This window comes from Thalassospira sp. CH_XMU1420-2 (genome assembly GCF_037029325.1).
GTDB lineage: Bacteria > Pseudomonadota > Alphaproteobacteria > Rhodospirillales > Thalassospiraceae > Thalassospira > Thalassospira povalilytica.
The window spans coordinates 146243-167216 of sequence record NZ_JAYMEG010000005.1; the positions used below are offsets into that span (position 1 = coordinate 146243).

General features: G+C 54.6%; 18 protein-coding genes. 7 read left to right on the plus strand and 11 right to left on the minus strand.

Annotated features, from left to right (window positions below; all coding sequences use genetic code 11):
- Positions 1–43: 43 nt before the first annotated feature.
- On the minus strand, positions 44–1120 hold the full coding sequence (cobD, locus tag WA429_RS15975) for a threonine-phosphate decarboxylase CobD (protein WP_287466435.1): 1077 nt from the start codon (positions 1118–1120) through the stop codon (positions 44–46).
- A 142-nt stretch (positions 1121–1262) separates the two neighbouring features.
- Here cobD and WA429_RS15980 point away from each other — a divergent pair, with 142 nt between their 5' ends.
- Positions 1263–2138 carry a phytanoyl-CoA dioxygenase family protein gene (locus tag WA429_RS15980; protein WP_287466434.1) on the plus strand — a complete coding sequence of 292 codons (876 nt, stop codon included), beginning with the start codon at positions 1263–1265 and terminating at the stop codon, positions 2136–2138.
- A 132-nt stretch (positions 2139–2270) separates the two neighbouring features.
- On the plus strand, positions 2271–2612 hold the full coding sequence (locus WA429_RS15985; protein WP_287466433.1) for an Hpt domain-containing protein: 342 nt from the start codon (positions 2271–2273) through the stop codon (positions 2610–2612).
- 135 nt (positions 2613–2747) lie between these two features.
- On the opposite strand, the gene WA429_RS15990 is transcribed toward WA429_RS15985, so the two are convergent.
- Positions 2748–3899, minus strand: a complete 1152-nt coding sequence (locus WA429_RS15990) for a M24 family metallopeptidase (protein WP_101247877.1) — start codon at positions 3897–3899, stop codon at positions 2748–2750.
- 290 nt (positions 3900–4189) lie between these two features.
- Between WA429_RS15990 and WA429_RS15995 the strand changes: the two genes are divergently transcribed.
- From WA429_RS15995 to WA429_RS16005, 3 genes are all read left to right on the plus strand, one after another.
- Complete coding sequence (locus WA429_RS15995; protein WP_082817667.1) at positions 4190–4387, plus strand: hypothetical protein; 198 nt, start codon at positions 4190–4192, stop codon at positions 4385–4387.
- A gap of 349 nt (positions 4388–4736) precedes the next feature.
- Positions 4737–5825 (plus strand): ABC transporter substrate-binding protein, encoded by a 1089-nt coding sequence (locus tag WA429_RS16000; RefSeq protein WP_287466432.1) that lies wholly within the window; start codon positions 4737–4739, stop codon positions 5823–5825.
- A gap of 47 nt (positions 5826–5872) precedes the next feature.
- Positions 5873–7339 carry a GGDEF domain-containing protein gene (locus WA429_RS16005; protein ID WP_287466431.1) on the plus strand — a complete coding sequence of 489 codons (1467 nt, stop codon included), beginning with the start codon at positions 5873–5875 and terminating at the stop codon, positions 7337–7339.
- Between the two features lie 34 nt (positions 7340–7373).
- Here the strand turns inward: WA429_RS16005 and rodA are convergent, their stop codons facing one another.
- The 7 genes from rodA to WA429_RS16040 all read right to left on the minus strand — a co-directional run bounded on the left by rodA (position 7374) and on the right by WA429_RS16040 (position 16181).
- A complete protein-coding gene (gene rodA / locus WA429_RS16010; protein WP_287466430.1) occupies positions 7374–8537 on the minus strand; it encodes a rod shape-determining protein RodA in 1164 nt (387 codons plus the stop codon).
- Between the two features lie 3 nt (positions 8538–8540).
- Positions 8541–10457: a penicillin-binding protein 2 gene (gene mrdA, locus WA429_RS16015; RefSeq protein ID WP_068517104.1), complete on the minus strand. Its 1917-nt coding sequence runs from the start codon at positions 10455–10457 to the stop codon at positions 8541–8543.
- A gap of 169 nt (positions 10458–10626) precedes the next feature.
- Positions 10627–11142, minus strand: a complete 516-nt coding sequence (mreD, locus tag WA429_RS16020) for a rod shape-determining protein MreD (protein WP_068517105.1) — start codon at positions 11140–11142, stop codon at positions 10627–10629.
- Entirely contained in the window at positions 11139–12131 is a 993-nt protein-coding gene (gene mreC, locus WA429_RS16025; RefSeq protein ID WP_068517106.1) for a rod shape-determining protein MreC, read from the minus strand. Before mreC ends, mreD begins: the two co-directional genes overlap by 4 nt.
- A 123-nt stretch (positions 12132–12254) precedes the next feature.
- The gene (locus WA429_RS16030) at positions 12255–13295 is read right to left on the minus strand and encodes a rod shape-determining protein (RefSeq protein WP_008892088.1); all 1041 of its coding nucleotides are present in this window, start codon (positions 13293–13295) and stop codon (positions 12255–12257) included.
- 182 nt (positions 13296–13477) lie between these two features.
- The gene (locus WA429_RS16035) at positions 13478–14398 is read right to left on the minus strand and encodes an alpha/beta hydrolase family protein (protein WP_287466429.1); all 921 of its coding nucleotides are present in this window, start codon (positions 14396–14398) and stop codon (positions 13478–13480) included.
- 232 nt (positions 14399–14630) lie between these two features.
- Complete coding sequence (locus WA429_RS16040) at positions 14631–16181, minus strand: 2-isopropylmalate synthase (protein ID WP_101247880.1); 1551 nt, start codon at positions 16179–16181, stop codon at positions 14631–14633.
- 640 nt (positions 16182–16821) lie between these two features.
- Here WA429_RS16040 and WA429_RS16045 point away from each other — a divergent pair.
- Entirely contained in the window at positions 16822–17445 is a 624-nt protein-coding gene (locus WA429_RS16045; protein ID WP_068517108.1) for a LysE family translocator, read from the plus strand.
- A gap of 122 nt (positions 17446–17567) precedes the next feature.
- Complete coding sequence (locus WA429_RS16050; protein ID WP_068517175.1) at positions 17568–17891, plus strand: hypothetical protein; 324 nt, start codon at positions 17568–17570, stop codon at positions 17889–17891.
- Between the two features lie 105 nt (positions 17892–17996).
- Here the strand turns inward: WA429_RS16050 and WA429_RS16055 are convergent, their stop codons facing one another.
- Together WA429_RS16055 and WA429_RS16060 are read right to left on the minus strand one after the other, a co-directional pair.
- Positions 17997–19031: a hypothetical protein gene (locus tag WA429_RS16055; RefSeq protein ID WP_068517109.1), complete on the minus strand. Its 1035-nt coding sequence runs from the start codon at positions 19029–19031 to the stop codon at positions 17997–17999.
- Positions 19032–19238: 207 nt separating this feature from the next.
- Positions 19239–20264, minus strand: coding sequence for a GGDEF domain-containing protein (locus WA429_RS16060; RefSeq protein ID WP_068517110.1), 1026 nt, complete (start codon positions 20262–20264; stop codon positions 19239–19241).
- Positions 20265–20974 lie beyond the last annotated feature (710 nt).

Sequence of the window (20974 nt, forward strand, 5' to 3'; positions counted from 1 at the left end):
ATTTGCGATCCCGACAGGTCAGAAGCGGCGCAAAGCTTTGCCGTCATGAACGATCCTGCCAGTCGTCAAGTGCGCTGATCAGGCGTTGCCAGTCATCTGACGTACCGGGAAAGCCAAACCGGATCTTGGCGCGGTCGTGATCAAACAGCCGGACCAGAATAGCGCGCCGCGCCAGATGATCGGCCAGTTCGGCACAATCGCCGCCATCATAATACCGAAACAGATCGGTCGTCCCGCAAAGGGCAAGCGACGTCTTGGTCGTAACTTCCCGATCCAGTCGCAGACCATCGGCATGCAGGCGTTGTCTGGTTCCTTGCTGCCAGTCTGTATCGGCAAATGCCCGGGTGGCAATTGTCATTGTCGGGCCGGGAATGGCCCATGGGCCAATGCGTTCGCTTAGCGATGTGACCAGATCGGGGGCCATGACAACACACCCCAACCGGATACCGGCCAGTCCGAAAAACTTGCCAAAGGAACGCAGCACCAATGTATGGGGTAAATCCGCGATCATCGGGCAGACCGACTGATCGGGCTGACAATCCATAAAGGCTTCATCAATGATCAGCCAGCTATCGGCCTGCCGTGCATACCGGGATAGTTCGCAGATATCCTTTACCGGGATAAGGCCGCCATCGGGATTGTTCGGATTGACAATGATGATGACGGCGCCGGGACCTGCCGATGCAAGCAGCCGTTTTGCATGATCAAGACGCGCATCGGCCGCGGTTTCATGGATATGGCAGATGTGACCGGCCCGGTCCCAGCAATGCGCATGTTCGCCATAGGTCGGCCCCATGATATGCACGGCAGACACTTCGACATGATCCCTGATCCAGAACGGGATTGTCTGGATTAGCGCCTGGGTCCCCGGTGCGCAGGCAAGATAGGCCGGATCGGGGATGCCGTAATATGCACAGGCAGCATCCCCAAGGGCTGCCAGTTCGGATGCCAGTGGCAGGCGTTGCCACTGAATGGCGGGGATGTCATCAACCTGATAGGGACATGGATTGATCCCGGTGGACAGATCAAGCCATTCTGCGGCCGGAATGCCGTATTTGCGTGCAGCTGTATCAATAGCGCCACCATGATTGATGGGCGCGGCCGTCCGGGATGATGTCATGTTGGGTGCCATTGAAAGAGCCAAACTCGTTTTTGAACGGGCAAACCAGTGCCACGGACCGTTTTGCCATGGCCGAAGGGGACTTGCCAATAGGGCGGGTGCTGCGTATCGTCCGGCCACCTTCAATACCGGACATTTGTCGATGATCACACCGAAAAACGCCATGCTGCCCGAACAGTGGCAAAAGCTTAATCCGCAATTGTCGATTTCTGATGGCGCACCAATCGGTCACGTGGTCGAGGAAATCGGGGCGCGTGACGGCGGCTTTGATGGTGGTGTGCTTTCGGAGCGTTTCTGGGACGAGGGATATTTCCTGATCGAGGATGTTCTGCCGGTTGCCGAACTTGCCAAATTGCGTGACGGGATCGAAACCCTTGTTGCCAACGGCATGTCGCCCGCGCTGATCTATCTATATGACGAGGCATGGCAGGTGTTTTTGCGCCTGCGCCCGTTACTTAGTCATTTTCTGGGCGACCGGGTTGCGTTGTTACCGCATTTCTGGGCCTGGCATGTTGATCCGGGCGAAGGCGGGCGCGGCTGGCCGCCCCATCGCGATTATCAGGGCGAAAGCGTCATTGGCGATGACATGCTGATCAGTCTTTCACTGTGGGTGCCACTGAGCAAGGCAAGCCCCGAAAACGGCTGTATGTACGTATTGCCGCGTTGTTTCGAAAGGTGTTATGGTGCGTCGGTAATGAAGCCAAAAGACGTTTTGTTGCAGGATGTCAGGGCGTTACCAGCCGAACCCGGGGCGGTGATGGGGTGGCGGCAGGATTTGTATCATTGGGGTGGTCGGGCCAGCAAACATGCCACCGAACCACGGATCAGTCTTTCGCTGGAATTCCAGAATGCGGCCTTTGACCCGCTTGCCGAGGAGCTTCTTAGTCTTGAATGTCCGCCGGCCTTTGACAAACGGCTTGTGCTGATTGCGAGCCAGTTCGAAAAATACCGGCATATGCAGGCCATAGACGACGCCACGGTAAACTGGGCGAAAGCGGTGCTGGAACAAGCGGCATAATGCCCCGACGATGCGGTATTGATGTGGGGCGGTGATCCGGTTCATGGGCGGATGCAGTATCAATAAGGTAGCGTCCCGGATATCGGGGATGTGTACGGTCTGAAACCACGACTTGTGACGAAAGATACATGAATGGATCTGATCGATAAAAGCCGGTTTGCAGAAGTCAGTTCAGCGTTGGGCAAAGAACATTTTGGGATGCTGGTCGGGTTGCTGAGCTCATCCTATCAGGAAGAACGCGCGCGACTAGTGAGTGCGGCAAGCAATCATGACAGCAAGGCCCTGCACGAAGCTGCCCACACCATCAAGGGGATGGCGGCAAATATGGCAGCTGCCAAACTTGCCGAAGAAGCCCGCCGCCTTGAAGGGTATGACGGCGCCTTTGGCGACGAGATCACTGCAAGGATTGCCGAACTCGACAAGACGGCCGATGACACGGTTGTGGCCATGAAGGCCGAACTTGGCCTGATCTAGGTCTGATCTCAGCCTGATAAAGATGGTGTGGGGGCGCCAATGTTTGATCGGTGTCAGATCGATATCAGATCGGCATAACGACTGGACTGAAAATGCAAAGGGCAACCCGACACAGGTTGCCCTTTGTTTACATGATCAGCGCGTGATCAGATCAAGGCCATGGCGCGATACGCTGTCATTGCCGGTTTCGGTGACAATGACCGAATGGCCCGGGCACATGGCAATTCCGCTTTCGCTGTCCATCAGGATCATGTGCAGGAAGAATACCATGCCCGGTTCGGCAATCACCGGGTTGCCGTGATAGAACATCGGCCAGTCCATCCAGTTCGGGGCAAAGGTCGTGCCCATCGAATAGCCACAGGCATTGAGCCGGTGGGCGCGCATTCCGGCCTTATCACAGACCTTGGCATAGGCATCAAACACCTTGCCGATTGGCTCGCCGGGGCGAAGCGCCTCGCGGCAGGCAACCAGCGCATCGGTTGCGACCTTGTGCATTTCAATATGCCGGGGCAGGGCCTTGCCAACCGGGATGGTGCGCATCATCGCCGCATGATAGTGCCGATAGGCACCCGCCCATTCCAAAGTGATCTGGTCGGTCTGGGCGATATGTTTGCGCCCGGTGAAATACCGGCACAACAAGGCATCGCGTCCGGCACCGATAATGAATTCATTGCCCGGATAATCCCCGCCGCCTGCGAAAATAGCGCCCTGCATAGCCGCCAGAATATCGCCTTCGAATGCGCCGGGATGAACCGTATCAAGCGCAGCATCCCATGCGTCATCAGCCAGTTCGGCAGCCTTGCGGATATAATCAAGTTCGGCCGGGCTTTTGACGACGCGCAATTCGGAAACCAGTCCCGATGCATCTTTAAGCGTACAAAAGCCGTCCAGCGCGGTTTCAAGCTTTTTGCCATTGGCTGCGGTCAGGCCATAGGCCTCATACTCGACACCAAGGGTTTTGCCGCCACAGCCGAATTCAGCCAGCATGTCACGCAACTGGAAGGCCGGATTGACGTCAGGGCCATCGACCCAGATGCGGATATCGTCGATATCGGATGTATGTTGCGCCTGTCGCAGATCAGGTGCCCGCGTAATCAGCGCAACCCGACCGTCAACACCAAGATACAGGCACTGGAAAAACACATAGCCGAATGTGTCATACCCGGTCAGGTAAAACATGCTTTCCTGACGGAACATCAACAGCCCGTCGAGACCGGCCTTTTCGAGCTTTTCAATTGTTCGTGCGCGGCGGTTTGCCAGTTCCTGGCGTTCAAAATGCAATGCCATATGACACATCCCTGATCAGTGTTTTGTTTGATGCTATCAGAGATTTCAGGCCCCCCCAACAGAAATGACATTTCAACAATAAAGTGACGATAAATTGTGATGGTGGAGATGTTCCCGATACTTATTTTTCGTTCCATATCAGGGGTATGCCGCACATTTCCGGGAAAAACCGGGCAGGGGGAATAGAAATTCTTCCAAACTCTCCTACATGAATTGTTACGGCACTTTTACAGTTTCGGGGGAAAGCACTGTGCCGAGATCGCTTGGACCGTCCCATAAAGGAGGCAAGAGTGGCGAGCTTTAACAGACTCTCGAAGTCAGAACGGGAAACATCCACGTTTCGTCCCTATCGAAAGCCGGACTTCAACAAATGGCGCCGGGATGATCTTTATCATCTTGCTCAGCAGCAAGGGATCGAAGATCGCGCCAACATGTCCAACGAGGAACTTGCCCGTGCACTTAGCCGTGCACAATCGGGTTCCCCGTAAGAGTCCCGCCCTTTAACGTCAAAATCGCGTACTGTCGGGCTGTTTCAGCCTGTTTCGTGCGGTGGACAAGATGATTATTCATCTATCCGCCGACAGTACCGTTTTGACGGTTTGTCATGCGCAAACAACAACTTGGATGGACTGCCAGATCAGGAAGATGTGGCAGTCATCATAATATTATAGGTATTCTAAATTAAATTCGCGCAGATCATTTGACCTTTGAAGCGAAATTCACTATCCGATCGTATGGATTGCTGAAATACGGTTTTGGCTGTGGCAGCGTTTCTTCGGGGAATGAGAAGTGCATAGGTTGTTTTGGGCTCTGCTTGGGGTCGGTTTATTGTGTGTTGTGGCAGCGCCATTAAAAACAAACGCACAACAAAATGGGGATCAGTCCGACCACATTCGTGTGGCCTTTATCAATCCGGGCTATGGTGATCGCGGGTTCTGGAAAGATGTTCGCGACACCATGCAGGCCGCAGCCGATCAGTTCGGCTATGAGCTGACGGTTTTTGACAGTGATCGAGACTGGAAAATGATGGTTGAAAGTGCCGAGCAGGCCTTTGCCATGCAACCACCCCCCGATTACATCATCGCGGTCAATGAACATCAGCAAGGAACACGCATCGTGCTCGAAGCCGAAAAGCGCGGCATTCCGGTGATCATGTTGCTGAATGATCTTACCCAGGAACAGAAATACACCTATGGCACCCCGCGCAAGGATATCAAAAACTGGATCCTGACGCTGACCCCCGATAACGAACGCGCGGGCTATGATATTGCCCTGTCGCTGATTGATGGCGCGCGCCTGGCACAAGGGGACGCGATGCCCCAGACACTGTGTCTGTTGTCAATTGCCGGAGACCGCAACACCCCGGCATCCTTGCAACGCCTTAAGGGGCTTGATCACGCACTTAGCCGCTATCCGGTGTTGCGCGAACAGCGCCGTATCGTTGCGAACTGGTCATATGACGAAGCATTCCGCCAGACCGAGGCGTGGATAAAGCGCGGTGGCTGCATTGATGCGGTATGGGCGGCAAACGATAATATCGCCCTTGGCGCGATCGCCGCATTGAAAGAAGCTGGGCGGGTTCCGGGCAAGGATGTTTTTGTTGGTGGCCTTAACTGGTCAACAGAAGGACTTGATGCCGTAACCGATGGCGAGATGACGTTGACCCATGGCGGGCATTTTTTTGCCGGTGCCTGGGTGATGGTTTTGTTGCATGATTACGTTAATGGCGTTGAATTTCTGAAAGACCATCCCGAAATAACGTTTAGAATGGAAGCTGTTACGCGCGAAAATATGGCTGACTTTAATGACATATTGTTCACGCGGGACTGGGATAAAGTTGATTTTTCCCGGTTTAGTCTTGTCAACGCGCCCTTGGGGGCAGAATATCGGTTTGGGCTTTTGTCGCACGACAAAGAACATAATTAACTGAAAGCCCAAAAATCAGGACCACTTAAAAGTGAGGGAATGCAGGCTTGGCTAGGCAATCGGACGAAGATGATAACGATGCGCTGGCCAGCCTGAAACTGGGAAGTACAATTGCCGCCCGGCAATTGAAATATTCCCTGTTGCTTGCTGTTGGTCTTGGTTTGCTGATCGTTGCATTTCGCGGATATCAGGATTATCGCTGGCTTGCCGAGATCTATCAGCAGGGCAATCAGCGTGTGACCGCATCCAACGTGCCGGTTGCCGTTGAAGCGCTTAAGAAACACGACCGTAGTCTCGCCGATGTGATGGTTGGCGGCATGATGAACCAGCGGTCCATTCAGCGCGTCGCACTGATGACGTCTGACGGTGATGTCTTCTATGAAAGACGCCGCGCGGCGGGGGAAATTCCGACCAGCCGTTGGGCCGAAAAACTGTTTGGCGGTTTGCAAACCATCAGCGTGCCTGTGCGCGACCCTGATGTCGAACCCGCCACCGTCATGGGCGAAATGATCATTGAATTCAGCCCGCAGGTTTTTGTCACCGCCCTGTTTTCACGTCTGTCCTGGTCATTTCTTGCGACCATGATATTGGCGGCATTGATGGCCATCATTTTTGCAGGCATGAGCTATTATATCTTTTCGCGGCCGCTGGTGCGTCTTGGCAACTATCTGGTCAAATCCGACCCGACCGATGAGTCCAAGCCGATGGAGATGCCGCCATATCACCGGCATGATGATGAAATCCAGTTGCTGGGGTCTGTCACGGTGGGTCTGTTTGGCATGATCCGCGGGCAATTGGGCCAGCTGCGCAAGGCACGCGACGAACTGCTTGATGCCAATGTCAATCTTGAGGCCCGCGTCGCTGCGCGAACCGAAGAATTGAATGCGGCAATGAAAAAGCTCGAAGTGCTGGCCTCGACCGATCCGCTGACCGGTTTGCCGAACCGCCGGTCCTATCTGACGCGGTTTGAAGAAGCGATTTCTGTCTGGCGTCGCCGCGACACGCCGGTTTCGATCATTCTGCTCGATATTGACCGCTTCAAGGCGTTTAACGACACACACGGGCATCAGGCCGGTGATGCGGTTCTGGTCGAACTGGCCAAAGTGATGCAGTCAAGCCTGCGCGACATTGATCTGCCGGCCCGAATGGGCGGTGAAGAATTCGCCGTTCTGTTACCCGGCGAAGAAATCGAAGGGGCGATGAAGCTGGCAGAACGTCTGCGCGGGGCCTTTGAAAAGGCTGTTGTTGCCTTTGGCGGCCATGATCTGCACTTCACGGCAAGTTTCGGGATTGCGGGGCTTCCGTCATCTGCCGGTATGGCCAACCTTGATCACGAAACAACCATGCATATCGACGGGCTTAAAAGCTGGGACAGCGGCGATATATCGGCTGTGATGTACTCGCTGGCGGATAGCGCGCTGTATGATGCCAAGGAAAATGGCCGAAATCGTTGTGAACCCTGCGATTTCAAGCAAATCCCCGAACATTCAAACCTGTCGGTTTCCGAAACCTGATCGCAGAACGTCGATGGCATTGACGGGCGGCGGTCTAGTTCCGGCCGTCGTCATTCCCCTGACGGGATATGCGAATGTCGCGGTGGATTGAAACACTCATCAACAGTCCGAAACTGACCAGAATGGTCATCATCACGGTGCCGCCATACGACACCAGTGGCAATGGCACGCCGACCACCGGGATCAGCCCCATCACCATCGCGATATTGATGAAGACATACAGGAAGAAGGTCGATGTCACCCCGATGGCAACCAGACGCCCGAACTGGTTGCGACAGCGCAGCGCAATCACATAGCCATAGGTAATGACCAGCGCATAAAGAGCCAGCAGCGCCAGACCACCGACAAGACCGAACTCCTCACCCAGCATGGTAAAGATAAAGTCGGTCTGCTTTTCAGGCAGGAAGTTCAGGTGGCTTTGCGACCCCAGCATGAAGCCTTTGCCAAACAGGCCGCCGGACCCCAGTGCAATCTTTGACTGGGTAATGTGATAGCCCGCACCCAGCGGATCATTTTCCGGATTAAGAAACGTCAGAACGCGGTTCTTCTGATAATCGCGCAGGAACTGCCAGCCAATCGGGATTGCGGCAAGGGCGGTGCCAAGAATAAGGGCAAATTTCCACATCCGGACACCGGCTAGCCAGAAAATCACACCACCCCCGGCAATCAGCAAAAGTGCCGTTCCAAGGTCAGGCTGGCGCAACACCAGTGCCGCCGGGGCCAGCACCATCAAAAGTGGCGGGATCAAAAGGGTAATCCGGCCGGAATCTTCGACCGTCAGACCGTGGAAATACCGGGCCAAAGCCAGCACCAGCGAGATCTTCATCAATTCCGATGGTTGCAACTGGAAGAAGCCAAGATTGATCCAGCGTTGCGCACCCATGCCGATATCACCCTTGATTTCGACGCCAACCAGCAAAACCAGCGCAACGAAATAGGAAAAATAGGCCAGTTTCAGCCAGACACGAATATCGGTTACTGCAATCACGATCATCAGGGCCGACCCGACCGCAAAACGCATCATCTGGCGTTCGGCCCATGGCTGGAACGATCCATTGGCCGCGGAATAAAGCATGGCAAAGCCGATCCCCGACAATGCCGCGATCAACAGAACCAGTGTCCAGTTCAACAGCAACAGTCGCCGTCCGATCGGCACATAGTCCGGATCTTCACCAATGCGATATTTGCTCATGGCCATGGATCAGCCCTCATTACGGTTGTTCTGGGCTGGTCTTGGGCGCAGCTGGGCGCTGTTGGGCAAGTTGGCAGCCGATATTCCCTGACGGGCGGATTGCAGTTCCTGTGCCTTCAAAAGAAGATCGCGGACAATCGGGCCAGCAACACTGGATCCACCGCCGCCATGTTCAACCACCACCGTACAGGCGTAGCGCGGATTGTCGACCGGGGCGAAGGCCACAAACAATGCGTGGTCGCGATATTTCCATGGCAATTCGTCATTGCCCAGAACGCCTGTGGTCTGGCGTTCGCGCATGGTGATACGGCGCACCTGGCTGGTACCACTTTTGCCGGCCATTTCCATGCCCTTGATCTTGATCCGGGCGCCATGGCCGGTACCGCGCAATTCGTTGGTCACACCGTTCATGCCGTCGCGGATACGCGCCAGATTGACACGGCTGACCTGAAGGTCAGGGAATTCTTCTGCTTCGCGGCTGGTGACACCTTCGGGTGTTACATGATCGCGTGTCAGGTGCGGTCGCACGGCCTTGCCCGATGCCAGACGTGCGGTCATGGTGCAAAGCTGAAGCGGGGTGGCCAGAACATATCCCTGACCGATCGAGGCAATCAGGGTTTCACCACCCTGCCAACGTTTGCCAAGCTGGATTTCCTTCCAGTCCTTGGTCGGGATCAGGCCGCTGCGTTCATTGGGAAGATCAATGCCGGTTTCTTCGCCCAGACCAAGCTTGTGAGCCATGGCGGCGATCCGGTCGATGCCGATCTTTTGCGAGATTTCATAATAATAGACGTCGCAGGAATGCTTGAGCGAGTCATGCATGTTCATCCAGCCATGACCACCACGTTTCCAGCAATGGAACCGGGCATTGCCAAGATCAAGATGGCCGCTGCAGAAGAATTTCTGATTGGGCGTGATGATCCCGGCCTCAAGCCCGGCAAGGGCGACGCACATCTTGAAGGTCGACCCGGGCGCATAGGTCCCGTTCACTGCCTTGTTCGACAGCGGCGCATAGGTATTGTTGACCAGACTGTTCCAAAGCTTGTGGGAAATGCCGTTGGTAAAGGCATTCGGGTCGTAGCTTGGATGAGATGCCAGGGCCAGGACTTCGCCATTATGGATGTCCATGACAACGGCCGATGCGCTTTCCTGATCCGAAAGGCGCTGATTGGCATAGCGCTGCAATTCAAGATCAAGCGTCATGACAACCGTATTGCCGCTTTCGCCTTCTTCGCGTTCAAGTTCGCGGATCACACGGCCAAGGGCGTTGACTTCGACCTGACTGGTGCCCGCCGTTCCGCGCAGGGCAAGGTCATAGACCTTTTCAACGCCGCTTTTGCCAATGGTAAATCCCGGCAGTTCAAGCAGCGGATCGCCGGTAAGTTCCTTTTCCGAAACCGCAGCAACATAGCCCAGCGTGTGGGCCAGATGCGGGCCTTCGGGATAGTCGCGTGACCGCCCTGCATCAATGATCAGTCCGGGAAGATCGGGCGCATTGACGCCGACACGGGCAACTTCATCCCAAGTCAGATTGTCGCGCACAGTCACCGGTACAAAGGACCGGCGGCGCGAAACATCGCGTTCGACCCGTTCGATGGTATCGGGGCCAAGTTCAATAATCTGATCAAGGATTTCAAGCGTGCGGCGCACATCGGGCGTCTGTTCGCGGACGATCATGATGTGATAGTTCTGCCGGTTCACGGCAAGCGGTGCACCGAACCGGTCGGTCACAAGCCCGCGTGGCGGCGGCAACAGCCGGTGGGAAATGCGGTTTTCATCAGCCAATGTCCGGTAGCGGTCGCTTTCAAGGACCTGAAGATAGTACATCCTTGCGGCCAGCCCCGTCAGCAAAACACCCTTGCCAGCACCCAGCATAAGGGCACGTCGGGTGAACATTCTGAACCTGTCTGAATCGCGATGCCACATGGGCGAAGAATACCTGTCTTTTCTAGGCGAACCGTTGCAGTGCAAAACTGCTGATTTTTGCCCGTTTTATCCCGGTTGGAAGGGCTTGGAAACCATCTTGTTCAAGCATATCCGATAGCCGTTGCCAAAACATCAATTTTGCACGGAATTTCGAAGGATACCCGATGCCCTAAACATAACGCAGCAGGCTGTTTTGCGCGCGCGCCAGAACCCAGGCAACAATCGGAAACAGCACCGCGGTCAGCACATAGCTGATCATGGTTGCCTTGATCGGCAACAATGCGCCAATCAGGGCGGAACTCAGCAACCACTGGATCAGCAGGGCCGGGATCGCCACCAGGGCAAAGCCCCACCACATGACGCTGAAGGGCTTGTTATGGAAAAAGCGTCCCTGACTTGCCGAGCCGGTCTGTACCAGAAGCAAAACCAGCGGGCTTACGCCAAGCGGCAACCCCATCAGAAGATCCTGAAGCAGGCCCAGCAGGAAGGCCGCCACCGCCGTCAAAAGATCGGGCCGGTTCACCGACCAGTAGAACACCGCCATAAGGGCAAGCGCCGGTGATGCTGTGGACAGCAACGGTACACTGATTGGCAAAAGGTTGATCAGCAGAAGGACGAAAACGCTGAATGCCGGAAAAAGACCACGTGCGATGACGTCCAGTCGTTGCCAGACGCCGGGCTTCACGGAAGTTCCCCTGCCGGCGGTTTCTGTGCTGACGGGGCGGGTTCAGCCGGTGCTGCGGGAACCACGCCAACCCCGGCCGGAATTTCGGGCGACAGTTGGGTGGCATTGGTATTTACCGGTGCCTGACTGTCGCGGATGCGCTTTTCGCTCAGGATACCTTGCAGGCCGTAATCGGCGACACGCAGATATTCAAGCTGATGACGGCGGAACAGCGGGGCGACACGAACGGCATTTTCCGATACCGATGACACGACACCGATCGGAATACCCGGCGGGAATGCACCGCCATGGCCTGATGTCAGAATGCGATCACCCGGTGCAACGGCCGCATCGGCGGTCAGGAACGTCAGAAGCGGACGGTTGGTGTTGTCACCAGACAGGAACGCACGGTCACGGGAATTTTCGACAATGACCGGCACGCGCGAATTGATATCGGTGATCAGAAGAACGCGCGATGCCTGATATCCGGCTTCTGCGACGCGTCCAACCAGACCTTCGTCGGAAATAACGGCCTGTCCCTTGGCGACACCGTCACGCGAACCGGCCGAAATCATCACACTATGGGCATAGGCCCCGCCCATGTCGGCGATGACACGCGATGTCACAAGATGCAGGGCAGGCGGATTGGTGTAATGTGCAAGTTCACGCAGGCGCACATTTTCATGCGAAAGATTACGTGCGGCTTGCTGCCAGGCCAGCAATTGCTGGTTTTCACGGCGCAGGCGTTCGTTTTCTTCGTAAAGATGGGCCAGATTGTAAATCTTGTCGGTGAGCTCGTTGATGCTGGCTGCCGGGCGGGAAACAACATTCATGACCGGGGATACGAGATCGGCAGATGCCGCACGGATACGTTCAATCAGAACCGTATCGGCCTTCCCCAGAAGCATCAGCCCGAAAGCTGTGAATATCAGCAATATGAAAGCGAAGCGGTGAAGCGCCGTGCGTAACGGCGAAAAGATTCGCTGCTGCGGACCGCCATGCTGTGCCAATGTATTCCCCGCGATTTCCCAAAAGTTCGTCTTGTATCCCCAACGGGATATTCAACCATAACGAAATCACCGAGTCGCGTCCAGTACGGATACGACCCGGTGATGATATTTCAGGCCAAAATTTTAGTATGCTGTGTGCAGAACGTTGCGCAGCATCTTTTTCTCTTCGAGTGCGCGACCGGTACCCAATGCAACACAGGAAAGAGGATCGTCAGCGATCGAAACCGGAAGGCCGGTTGCATGACGCAGGACATAATCAAGATTGCCAAGCATCGCGCCACCGCCGGTCAGGACGATGCCCTTGTCGACGATATCTGCTGCCAGTTCCGGCGGGGTCTGTTCAAGTGCGACCTTAACAGCCTCGATAATGGCTGAAACCGGTTCTGCAAGGCTTTCTGCGATCTGGCGTTCGGAAATCAGAAGTTCCTTCGGAACACCGTTCATCAGGTCGCGGCCACGGATTTCAACCGTTGCGCCATCACCATCATCGGGTGCACAGGCCGAACCGATTTCCTTCTTGATGCGCTCAGCAGTGCTTTCGCCAACCAGAAGGTTATGGGTGCGACGGATGTAAGCAATGATTGCTTCGTCCATCTTGTCGCCACCAACGCGTACCGAACGTGCATAGACGATACCGCCCAGCGACAGAACGGCAACCTCGGTGGTGCCACCGCCGATATCAACAACCATCGATCCGGTCGGCTCGGTCACCGGAAGACCGGCACCGATTGCCGCAGCCATCGGTTCGTCAATCAGCCAGACCTTGCGTGCGCCGGCACTTTCAGCACTTTCCTGAATGGCGCGGCGTTCAACTGCGGTCGACCCGGACGGTACGCAAATGATGACTTCCGGGCTGGCAAAGTTGCGACGGTTGTGAACCTTGCGGATGAAGTGCTTGATCATTTCTTCGGCGATATGGAATTCCGCAATAACGCCGTCACGCAGCGGGCGGATCGCCTGAATGTACCCCGGGGTACGACCGAGCATCTGTTTGGCTTCTTCACCAACCGCAAGGACCTGTTTCTTGCCTTTTTCGTCGGTAATGGCCACCACGGACGGTTCGTTGAGGACGATGCCACGCCCCTTAACGTAAACCAGTGTGTTCGCGGTGCCCAAATCCACCGCCATGTCGGAGGATAAAACCCCAAGAAGCTTGGAAAACATTCCTGCCCTATGCCCCGGTTAATAGTAAAATCTTGAATGCGAATGTACCGGCTTTGATAGCGCAAGGAACAAGCCGATGCACGAATAATCTGCGCAGGGGATTGAGGAATAATTAAGGCGCGTAAATTTCCTGAAATAAGGGTGGAAAAACATGATCAGGAATATGGTCTTGGCGGATAAATTCAATTTTCTCTGTTTTTGGTGATTACCCCGGATTGGGACAGGAATTCTGTCACAATACTGACAACCTCCGGGCTTTTTTCTGGTGCGACGACTTTACGAGTCGCTTGTTTTTCAACTGTTTCACCATTTCCGATCAGCTCGAAACGGACCAATGCACGCGCAGGTGTCAGGTCGCGATCCATCCGCCATTGGCACCAGGCAGGCGGGTTGAACGGATCACCGCGCAGTGCGATCAGAAGACTTGGCGCAAAATTGTTCATTTCCGACATGCATTGCGGGCGCAACCCGATCAGGGCGCGAAACCGTGCGGCAAAATGTTTGGCATGACCATCACGATAAATCGCCAGTTGAGCCGCGCCGCCACCATATCCATACCCGAAAATGGCAATCCGTTCAGGGTCGATGTCAGGCTGCTTTGCAAGATAACCAAGCGCGCTTAGCCCATCAAACGCCCAATAGGTCAGGCCGTGTTTGGGATTTCCAAGTGACCCTTCGCTGCAATAGGCCTGCGATGGATGGGCGCGGTTTGGTGATATCACCAGAACACCGATGCCAAGATCGCGCAGGATATTGATCCAGTCTTCGGGAAAGTGATCATCGCAATCAGGAAGGGCTACGATTGCAGGGTGGCGGTTTGCGTCGGGAATGTCCGTGCCGATCTGACGCGGGGGATAATAGAGGCCCGGAATATCGGCCTGCAGGCTGTTATCAATGGCGGGAAGTGTTTTCCCGGCATCGGATAACCGTTTGCGCAGTCCGCTTTGCGGATAGGGCAGGGCAGGAACCAAAACGGTGTGTGGCTGTTGGTTTGTTGTGTCACTTGAAGCCTGGCTGATGGTGGTGACACAGACCGACATGGTCGCCATCACAACAGCGATCCTTAACAGGATGTTCCCGTATCGTTTGAATGTGCCCGACATGCCATCACCTGATCCGGCTTTCTGGTCAGGACCAAGGATACCACATGGCGGCAGCGGGCAAAACAGCTGGCAAAACAGCAAGCCGGGGCAATGCCGGTCCAACGGATCAGGATGCAATGTCGCAAGACACATCGAACCGCGATGAACCGGGACAACCCGGCGTTCGTGACCGGCAAAGAAAAGGGGGCGGCGAAAACGCCACCCCCAATGTCTTGTCAGGCAATAAGGCCGATCAGGACGCCATGGCGTCCGGGGCGGTCTTCTTGCTTTTCTCGATCAGTTTGTTCACGGCGGTCACATAGGCCATGCAGGAAGCAACAACCGTATCGGTATCGGATGCATTGCCAACCACAGTGCGGTCTTCGCCATCGAGTTTAACCGTCACGGTGCCCTGGGCGTCGGTGCCCTCTGTCACGGCGTGAACCTGATAGAGTTTCAGGCGCCAGTCATGCGGATAGATTTCCTTGATCGCGTTAAAGGTCGCGTCAATCGGGCCGTCACCGGTGGTTTTGGCCGTGCGGATTTCACCATCGACATTCAGTTCCAGTTCCGCAGTCTGCGGACCTTTGGAGCCACAGGTCACGGTCAGGCCAACGAATTTGATATGTTCGTTATCGCGCATGCCGTCATCGACCAGTGCGACGATATCATCGTCATAGACTTCTTTTTTCTTGTCCGCCAGATCCTTGAAGCGGGCAAAGGCATCTTCGATGGCATTGTCGCCCAAATCGGCAAAGCCCAGCTCTTTGAGCTTCTCACGGAAGGCATGGCGACCGGAATGTTTGCCCATGACCAGGCTTGATTTGTTCAGGCCGATCGATTCCGGCTTCATGATTTCATAGGTTTCGGAATTCTTCAGGAAGCCGTCCTGATGGATGCCGCTTTCATGGGCGAAGGCATTGGCACCAACGATTGCCTTGTTCGGCTGAACGACAAAGCCCGAAACGGCCGAAACCAGACGCGATGCATTCATGATCTTGGTGCTGTCGATCCCGGTGGTGAAGGGGAAGGCGTCGTTACGGGTATTGATCGCCATAACGATTTCTTCGAGTGCGGCGTTGCCCGCGCGTTCACCCAGACCGTTGATCGTGCATTCGATCTGACGGGCCCCGGCATTGACCGCCGAGATCGAGTTGGCAACCGCCATACCCAGATCGTTATGGCAGTGAACCGACAGGATCGCCTTGTCGATGTTCGGAACCCGGTTAAACAGCATGGTCATCAGATCGGCATATTCCGTCGGGGTGGTGTAACCGACCGTGTCCGGGATGTTGATGGTGGTTGCACCGGCATTGATCGCAGCTTCGACGCAGCGGCACAGGAAGTCATGTTCGGTACGCGAACCGTCTTCTGCCGACCATTCGACGTCATCGGTAAATTTGCGCGCCAGGGTCACGCTTTCGATGACCTTTTCCAGAACGCGTTCCGGTTCCATCTGCAATTTGTATTTCATATGCAGCGGGCTGGTGGAAATGAACGTATGGATACGTTTGTTTTCTGCGGGTTCCAGCGCCTCGGCAGCGCGTTCGATGTCGCCCTTGGCCGCGCGGGCCAGCGAACAGATGGTCGGGCCTTTGACCTGTTTGGCGATCTCGTTGACGGACTGGAAGTCACCATTCGATGCGATGGCAAATCCGGCCTCGATCACATCGACCTTCAACTCAGCCAAGGCATTCGCCACGCGCAGCTTTTCATCAAGCGTCATCGACGCACCCGGGGACTGTTCACCGTCACGCAGGGTGGTGTCGAAAATGATGACGCGATTGTCGTTTGCACTAGCCATTATATTGTTTCCTGATCAAGCGGGCCTTGCCCGGTATGTAAATTCTGTCTGGAAGGAGTGCGGGCCGTCTGGCGCGACTTTATTCCCCTGAGCTGCGGCAAATGGATCGACAATGTGTCCTGTGATCCGGGCCGTCATATTACGCTCAGGGGCGCGTAAGTCGTAGCGAGCCTAGGGCTGCAAGACCAATAAGACCGAGTAGAAGGTTTAGGGCAGACAGCACAAAGGCGCCCGAAGCATCGGCTTCGGCGCGATCGGCATATGCATCAATGTTGCAAATGTCTGCGGTCATCGGTCTTCATCAATTGGCTTGGGTGCCAGTCTTGGCTGGCGATGTCCCCAATTTCGTCGGACGACCCGCCGGGGTCAAGTAATTTTTGTACCTTTTGGCTTCTTTTTGGGGTGGAATTTAGCGGGACGGCAAAAAGCAGGGGGCAAAAGCAGGCTGTATTTTCCCGGTTCCAAAGGCTTTCCGGGGATGATTACAGGGAACCGGATTGCGCTTTGTGATGGGAATGAAGCCATGCCAAAAAGACGCTGGTCGGAAATCGCCTTATCGGGTAGTGGTTTTGTCTGATCCTGCCATGCCCCAAAAATGGCGATCAGAAATGCGCACCACACCAAGCCACAGGAACCTTTGATGGTCAGTCTCTCCTTGATCGGGGCCTTTATCCCGACGGCCTTTTTTGTGTCGATTACGCCGGGCATGTGCATGACCCTTGCCCTGACGCTTGGCATGACCATCGGTCTGCGCCGTACTCTTTGGATGATGGCGGGCGAACTTGTTGGCGTCGGGATTGTGGTGGTGGCATCCGCGCTTGGTGTTGCCACCGTGATGTTACAGTACCCGGCCGTCTTTGCGGTTTTCAAATATGTCGGCGGTGCGTATCTGGCTTGGCTGGGCATTCAGATGTGGCGTTCACGCGGGCGTATGGCGCTCTCGGCCGAGGTCGACGGGGTCAAGACAGCAAAGGCAACCGCCCTTATGGCGCAGGGCTTTGTGACCGCCATTGCCAACCCCAAAGGCTGGGCTTTCATGATTTCATTGCTGCCGCCATTTATCAGTCTTGAACATGCCATCGCCCCGCAACTTTCGGTTCTGGTGGCGATCATTCTGGTGACCGAACTGATTTGCATGACCCTGTATGCGACCGGTGGTCGGTCCTTGCGTCGGTTCCTTGAAAAAAGCGGCAATGTACGGGTACTGAACCGGGTGGCCGGAACCCTGATGATCGGTGTCGGCATCTGGCTTGCCAGCAGCTAAGCCGGATTTCGATCACGGGCGGGCCAACCCCTGTGCGTGACGCAGCATCGTCTCTGTTAATGTTTGTTTTGTGGTTCTGCAGTAACCATATGTAATCAAACAACTGTTACAGGATGTGCGGCATGCGCGAGATACGCTGTATCGTTTTTGAAGATGGCGAACTGATCAAGGCGCTGGTCGCGCATGGTCGGCGCACGGGCAAGTCGCTGCCGCCGGGCCAGATCAGCAGTTTTGAAATCGAACGATCAAAAGAAGTCGTCGCCCGCATGACCATCACCTCGGACGAGGGGCAGAAAACCGTCATCCCGACATCCGGTGCCCAGCTTGCCGCAGCGATGATCGCCTATTGCATTGATCGCAAGGTCCCGGTACCCGCACATGCGGCCAAATCGATTACCGTGATTGATGATCACGTTGCCCTGAAAATCACCATGGCAGGGGACTGACCGTTGCCCCAAGGTCGGGCTTACCGGGTCGCATCGGTCAGCAGTCAGGAAAAAAGGCGCGAATTTGATTTCGCGCCTTTTGTGTATCCGAACCGATGGGGTGGGTTACCACTGCATCATCTTGCCCTTGAGCGCGCCCATGCGTTCATCTTCGTTCTTGAAGCTGTGCTGTTCGGCCACGCCATCCTGCACCTTGGTCATCAGAAGCCATTCCTTGACCTTCATGAAGCGCGGGGCAAGGAACTGATAGGTTTCCTTGACAAGCCTTACAGCCGCCGGACCACGTTCAAGCTGAAGGTCTTCCCACAGCTCGATCAGGGGTTGCCAGGCGCGCAGGCGTTTGTGCAGGTCATCACGTTTGCTGCGGATATATTGGCGCTGGGATGTGAAGTTGCGCAGCACCGACATGATTTCCCCGGTATTGGCATCAAGTTCGTCAAATGTCGTTTCGAACTTTTTCTTGGCATCATCAAGCAGGCGGATGGCCTGGGTGACGGTTTCAAGAACGCCTTTTTCGTGGGCATAGATACGGCGCAGTTCCTGCAACTTGCGGTCAACCATCAGGATCTTGCGGTATTTCACGCGCAGCGTTTCGATATAGGACAGCTCGTCTGCGACCTGATGGACCAGATTGACGACTTCCTCGCGGTTGTTCTTGCCAAGGCCAAGCTTTTCGGCAACTTCGTCAAAAGCCTGGTTGATCTTTTTCTTGGTGTTGGGGTCCTCGGCGATCTGCATCAATTCGTCCGGGTCGGTAATGAGTTCCTCACTGCCGGACATCCAGGTGACCAACTGCATGGTAATACGGTTATAGGCAATCGCCTGATGTTCTTCGTCGACTTCCCAGGATGCTTCGCCGGTCAGAACCTCAAGCGGCAAATTGTCGCCGGGGCGCAGCACATTGATAAAATTCAGGGCCTTGTCGATCAGGCTGATCAGATCGCCATCTTTGGATTCCGGATCGATATCGAATTCACGGCAGATGGCCTTAAGCGGCAATGACACAACAGATCCTTCTGCCATTTTAAGGACAAAAAGAGCTTCGTCTGAAATATCAGACTTCTGAAAGTGGCATTCTTCGAACGTTTTGAAAATCTTGTGTTCAAGTTCGATCTTACGTTCGGTCTTTGGTGTCTTCATATGGTTGCTCCGCCCCGCAAAGCCTTTGCACATGTATGTTGTGCATAACAGGGACGATTATAAGGGCTCGAACCTGCTGATTTTGGCCTGTCAGGACACGTGTGTTGGCTCGGTGTCTTTACCTGTTGATTATGTGCCCCGGTTTTCTCTTGTGTCAGAGATTTAATGACCCGGAACGTTTGTTTAGTGCCTGTTTATGCGTATGACCTACTGCAGGACACAGGTGTTTCTACCATCCTGTTTTGCGAGATAAAGAGCCTTGTCCGCGCGATCAACAAACTCAAGTATATTCTCCCCTAGTTGGTAGGACGTCAAGCCAATAGAAACGGTTAACTTACCGAAATCTTTGCCTGTTTTTTTGTTTATAATCCGCTGGTTTGACACGTTTTCACGCAGCTTGTTTGCCAGTTTTTCAGCGTTTTCACGCGTTGTATCAGGCAAGATGACCGCGAATTCTTCGCCGCCATATCGCGCGACCGTATCTGCGCCTTTGGTCGAGCGTACCAGTACCCGCGAGACCGCCTTGAGAACCCCGTCACCGGCCCGGTGCCCGAAATTGTCGTTGAATTCCTTGAAGTGGTCGATATCGATCATCAGCAAGGTCAATGGCGCACCGGTTTCCATGGTCGAGGTCACGGCTTCGCGAAGCGAGCTGTCAAAATTCTTGCGGTTGGCAATGCCGGTCAGCGTATCGGTCAGGGCGTCACGGCGCACCAGTTCCAGTTCGGTTCTGACCCGGCGGACTTCCTTGTGATATTCTTCAAGGCTGCCATTGAAGGTGCCGTAACAGTCGCGGGCCTTGTTCGATGTGCCCGACAACTGGCGGCTGACCGAACGGGCATCTTCAAGGGTAATGTCATCTGCCAGAAGCCGTTGGGATGCGGTATCGAATTCGCCACAGAACTGTTCGGTGTCGCGCATGACCGAATGCACGGCTTCCTCGACGCGTTCAACCGCTGCCTGAAGGCCTTCGACCCCCTGGTTGATATGCTGTTCGACCGCGTGGGTGCCCAGATATTTGTGGTAAATCCGGTATACGGTTTCTTCATCCAGTTCCTGCGTGTTGCGGATCAGGACCTTTACCAACTGGCTGAGTTCGGGAATCTCGTCTGACAAATAGCTGTAAAAAACGTGATAAACCTGAGGTGTCGGCTGCAGGTTAAGCTCGTTTATCAGCGCCATGGCGTTTTGCGCAATGTCACGCGGGTTTGCGATCTTGGTTGTCGCTGTCACTTACTGTATTCCGATCCGAAAGTCGTTCCCATTCAAGTATTTTCGGTGTCCCGGTCGCGTTTGCTGCATCTTATGGTCTGATGCATTGATCTTGTGAATTCGCATCCATTTGATGCGTTTTGGATTCATTGTTCCATAATCAAACCAATTCAGGGGCAATGTCACGTGAAACCGTCCCCGAAAAAATGACAAAATCAGACATTTCTTTTCATCTGGTCTGTAAGTTACTGCGACATAACAGCTTATTTCATTGTGCCCGTTTAACCGCCATTTGGCGCAACAGGATGTGCCGATCTGAAATTTGAATTCATGCGGGTTCCAAGGCGGATCGGCATTCGGTACGCAGGGAAAAGTCACAAGGATCAGTCGCCTATCTGATTTGCCTGTATTGAATATGCGGTTCGATGAAAAAAAATATCCCCATGATATAACTGCATTCTTGCATCTGGAACCGTTGCGAGAATTCGCCGTGAAGATTGTTTTATCTAGGGGTGATGTGTCCTTGCGGGATTTTCAACCGCACGAAATCATGCATTTTACCGATGACATCAGACGGCGAAAAAAGAACTTCATACATGAATCCATTGCACTAAGCCCAAATTTCGCGTAATTGTTGAAACGATGCAGTGCATCTTTCATGCGCGTGGTTGCTTCCTGGTTGATGGTGATCATGCTCTTAATGGGTGTGTTGCAGGGACTGTTTTCTTGCA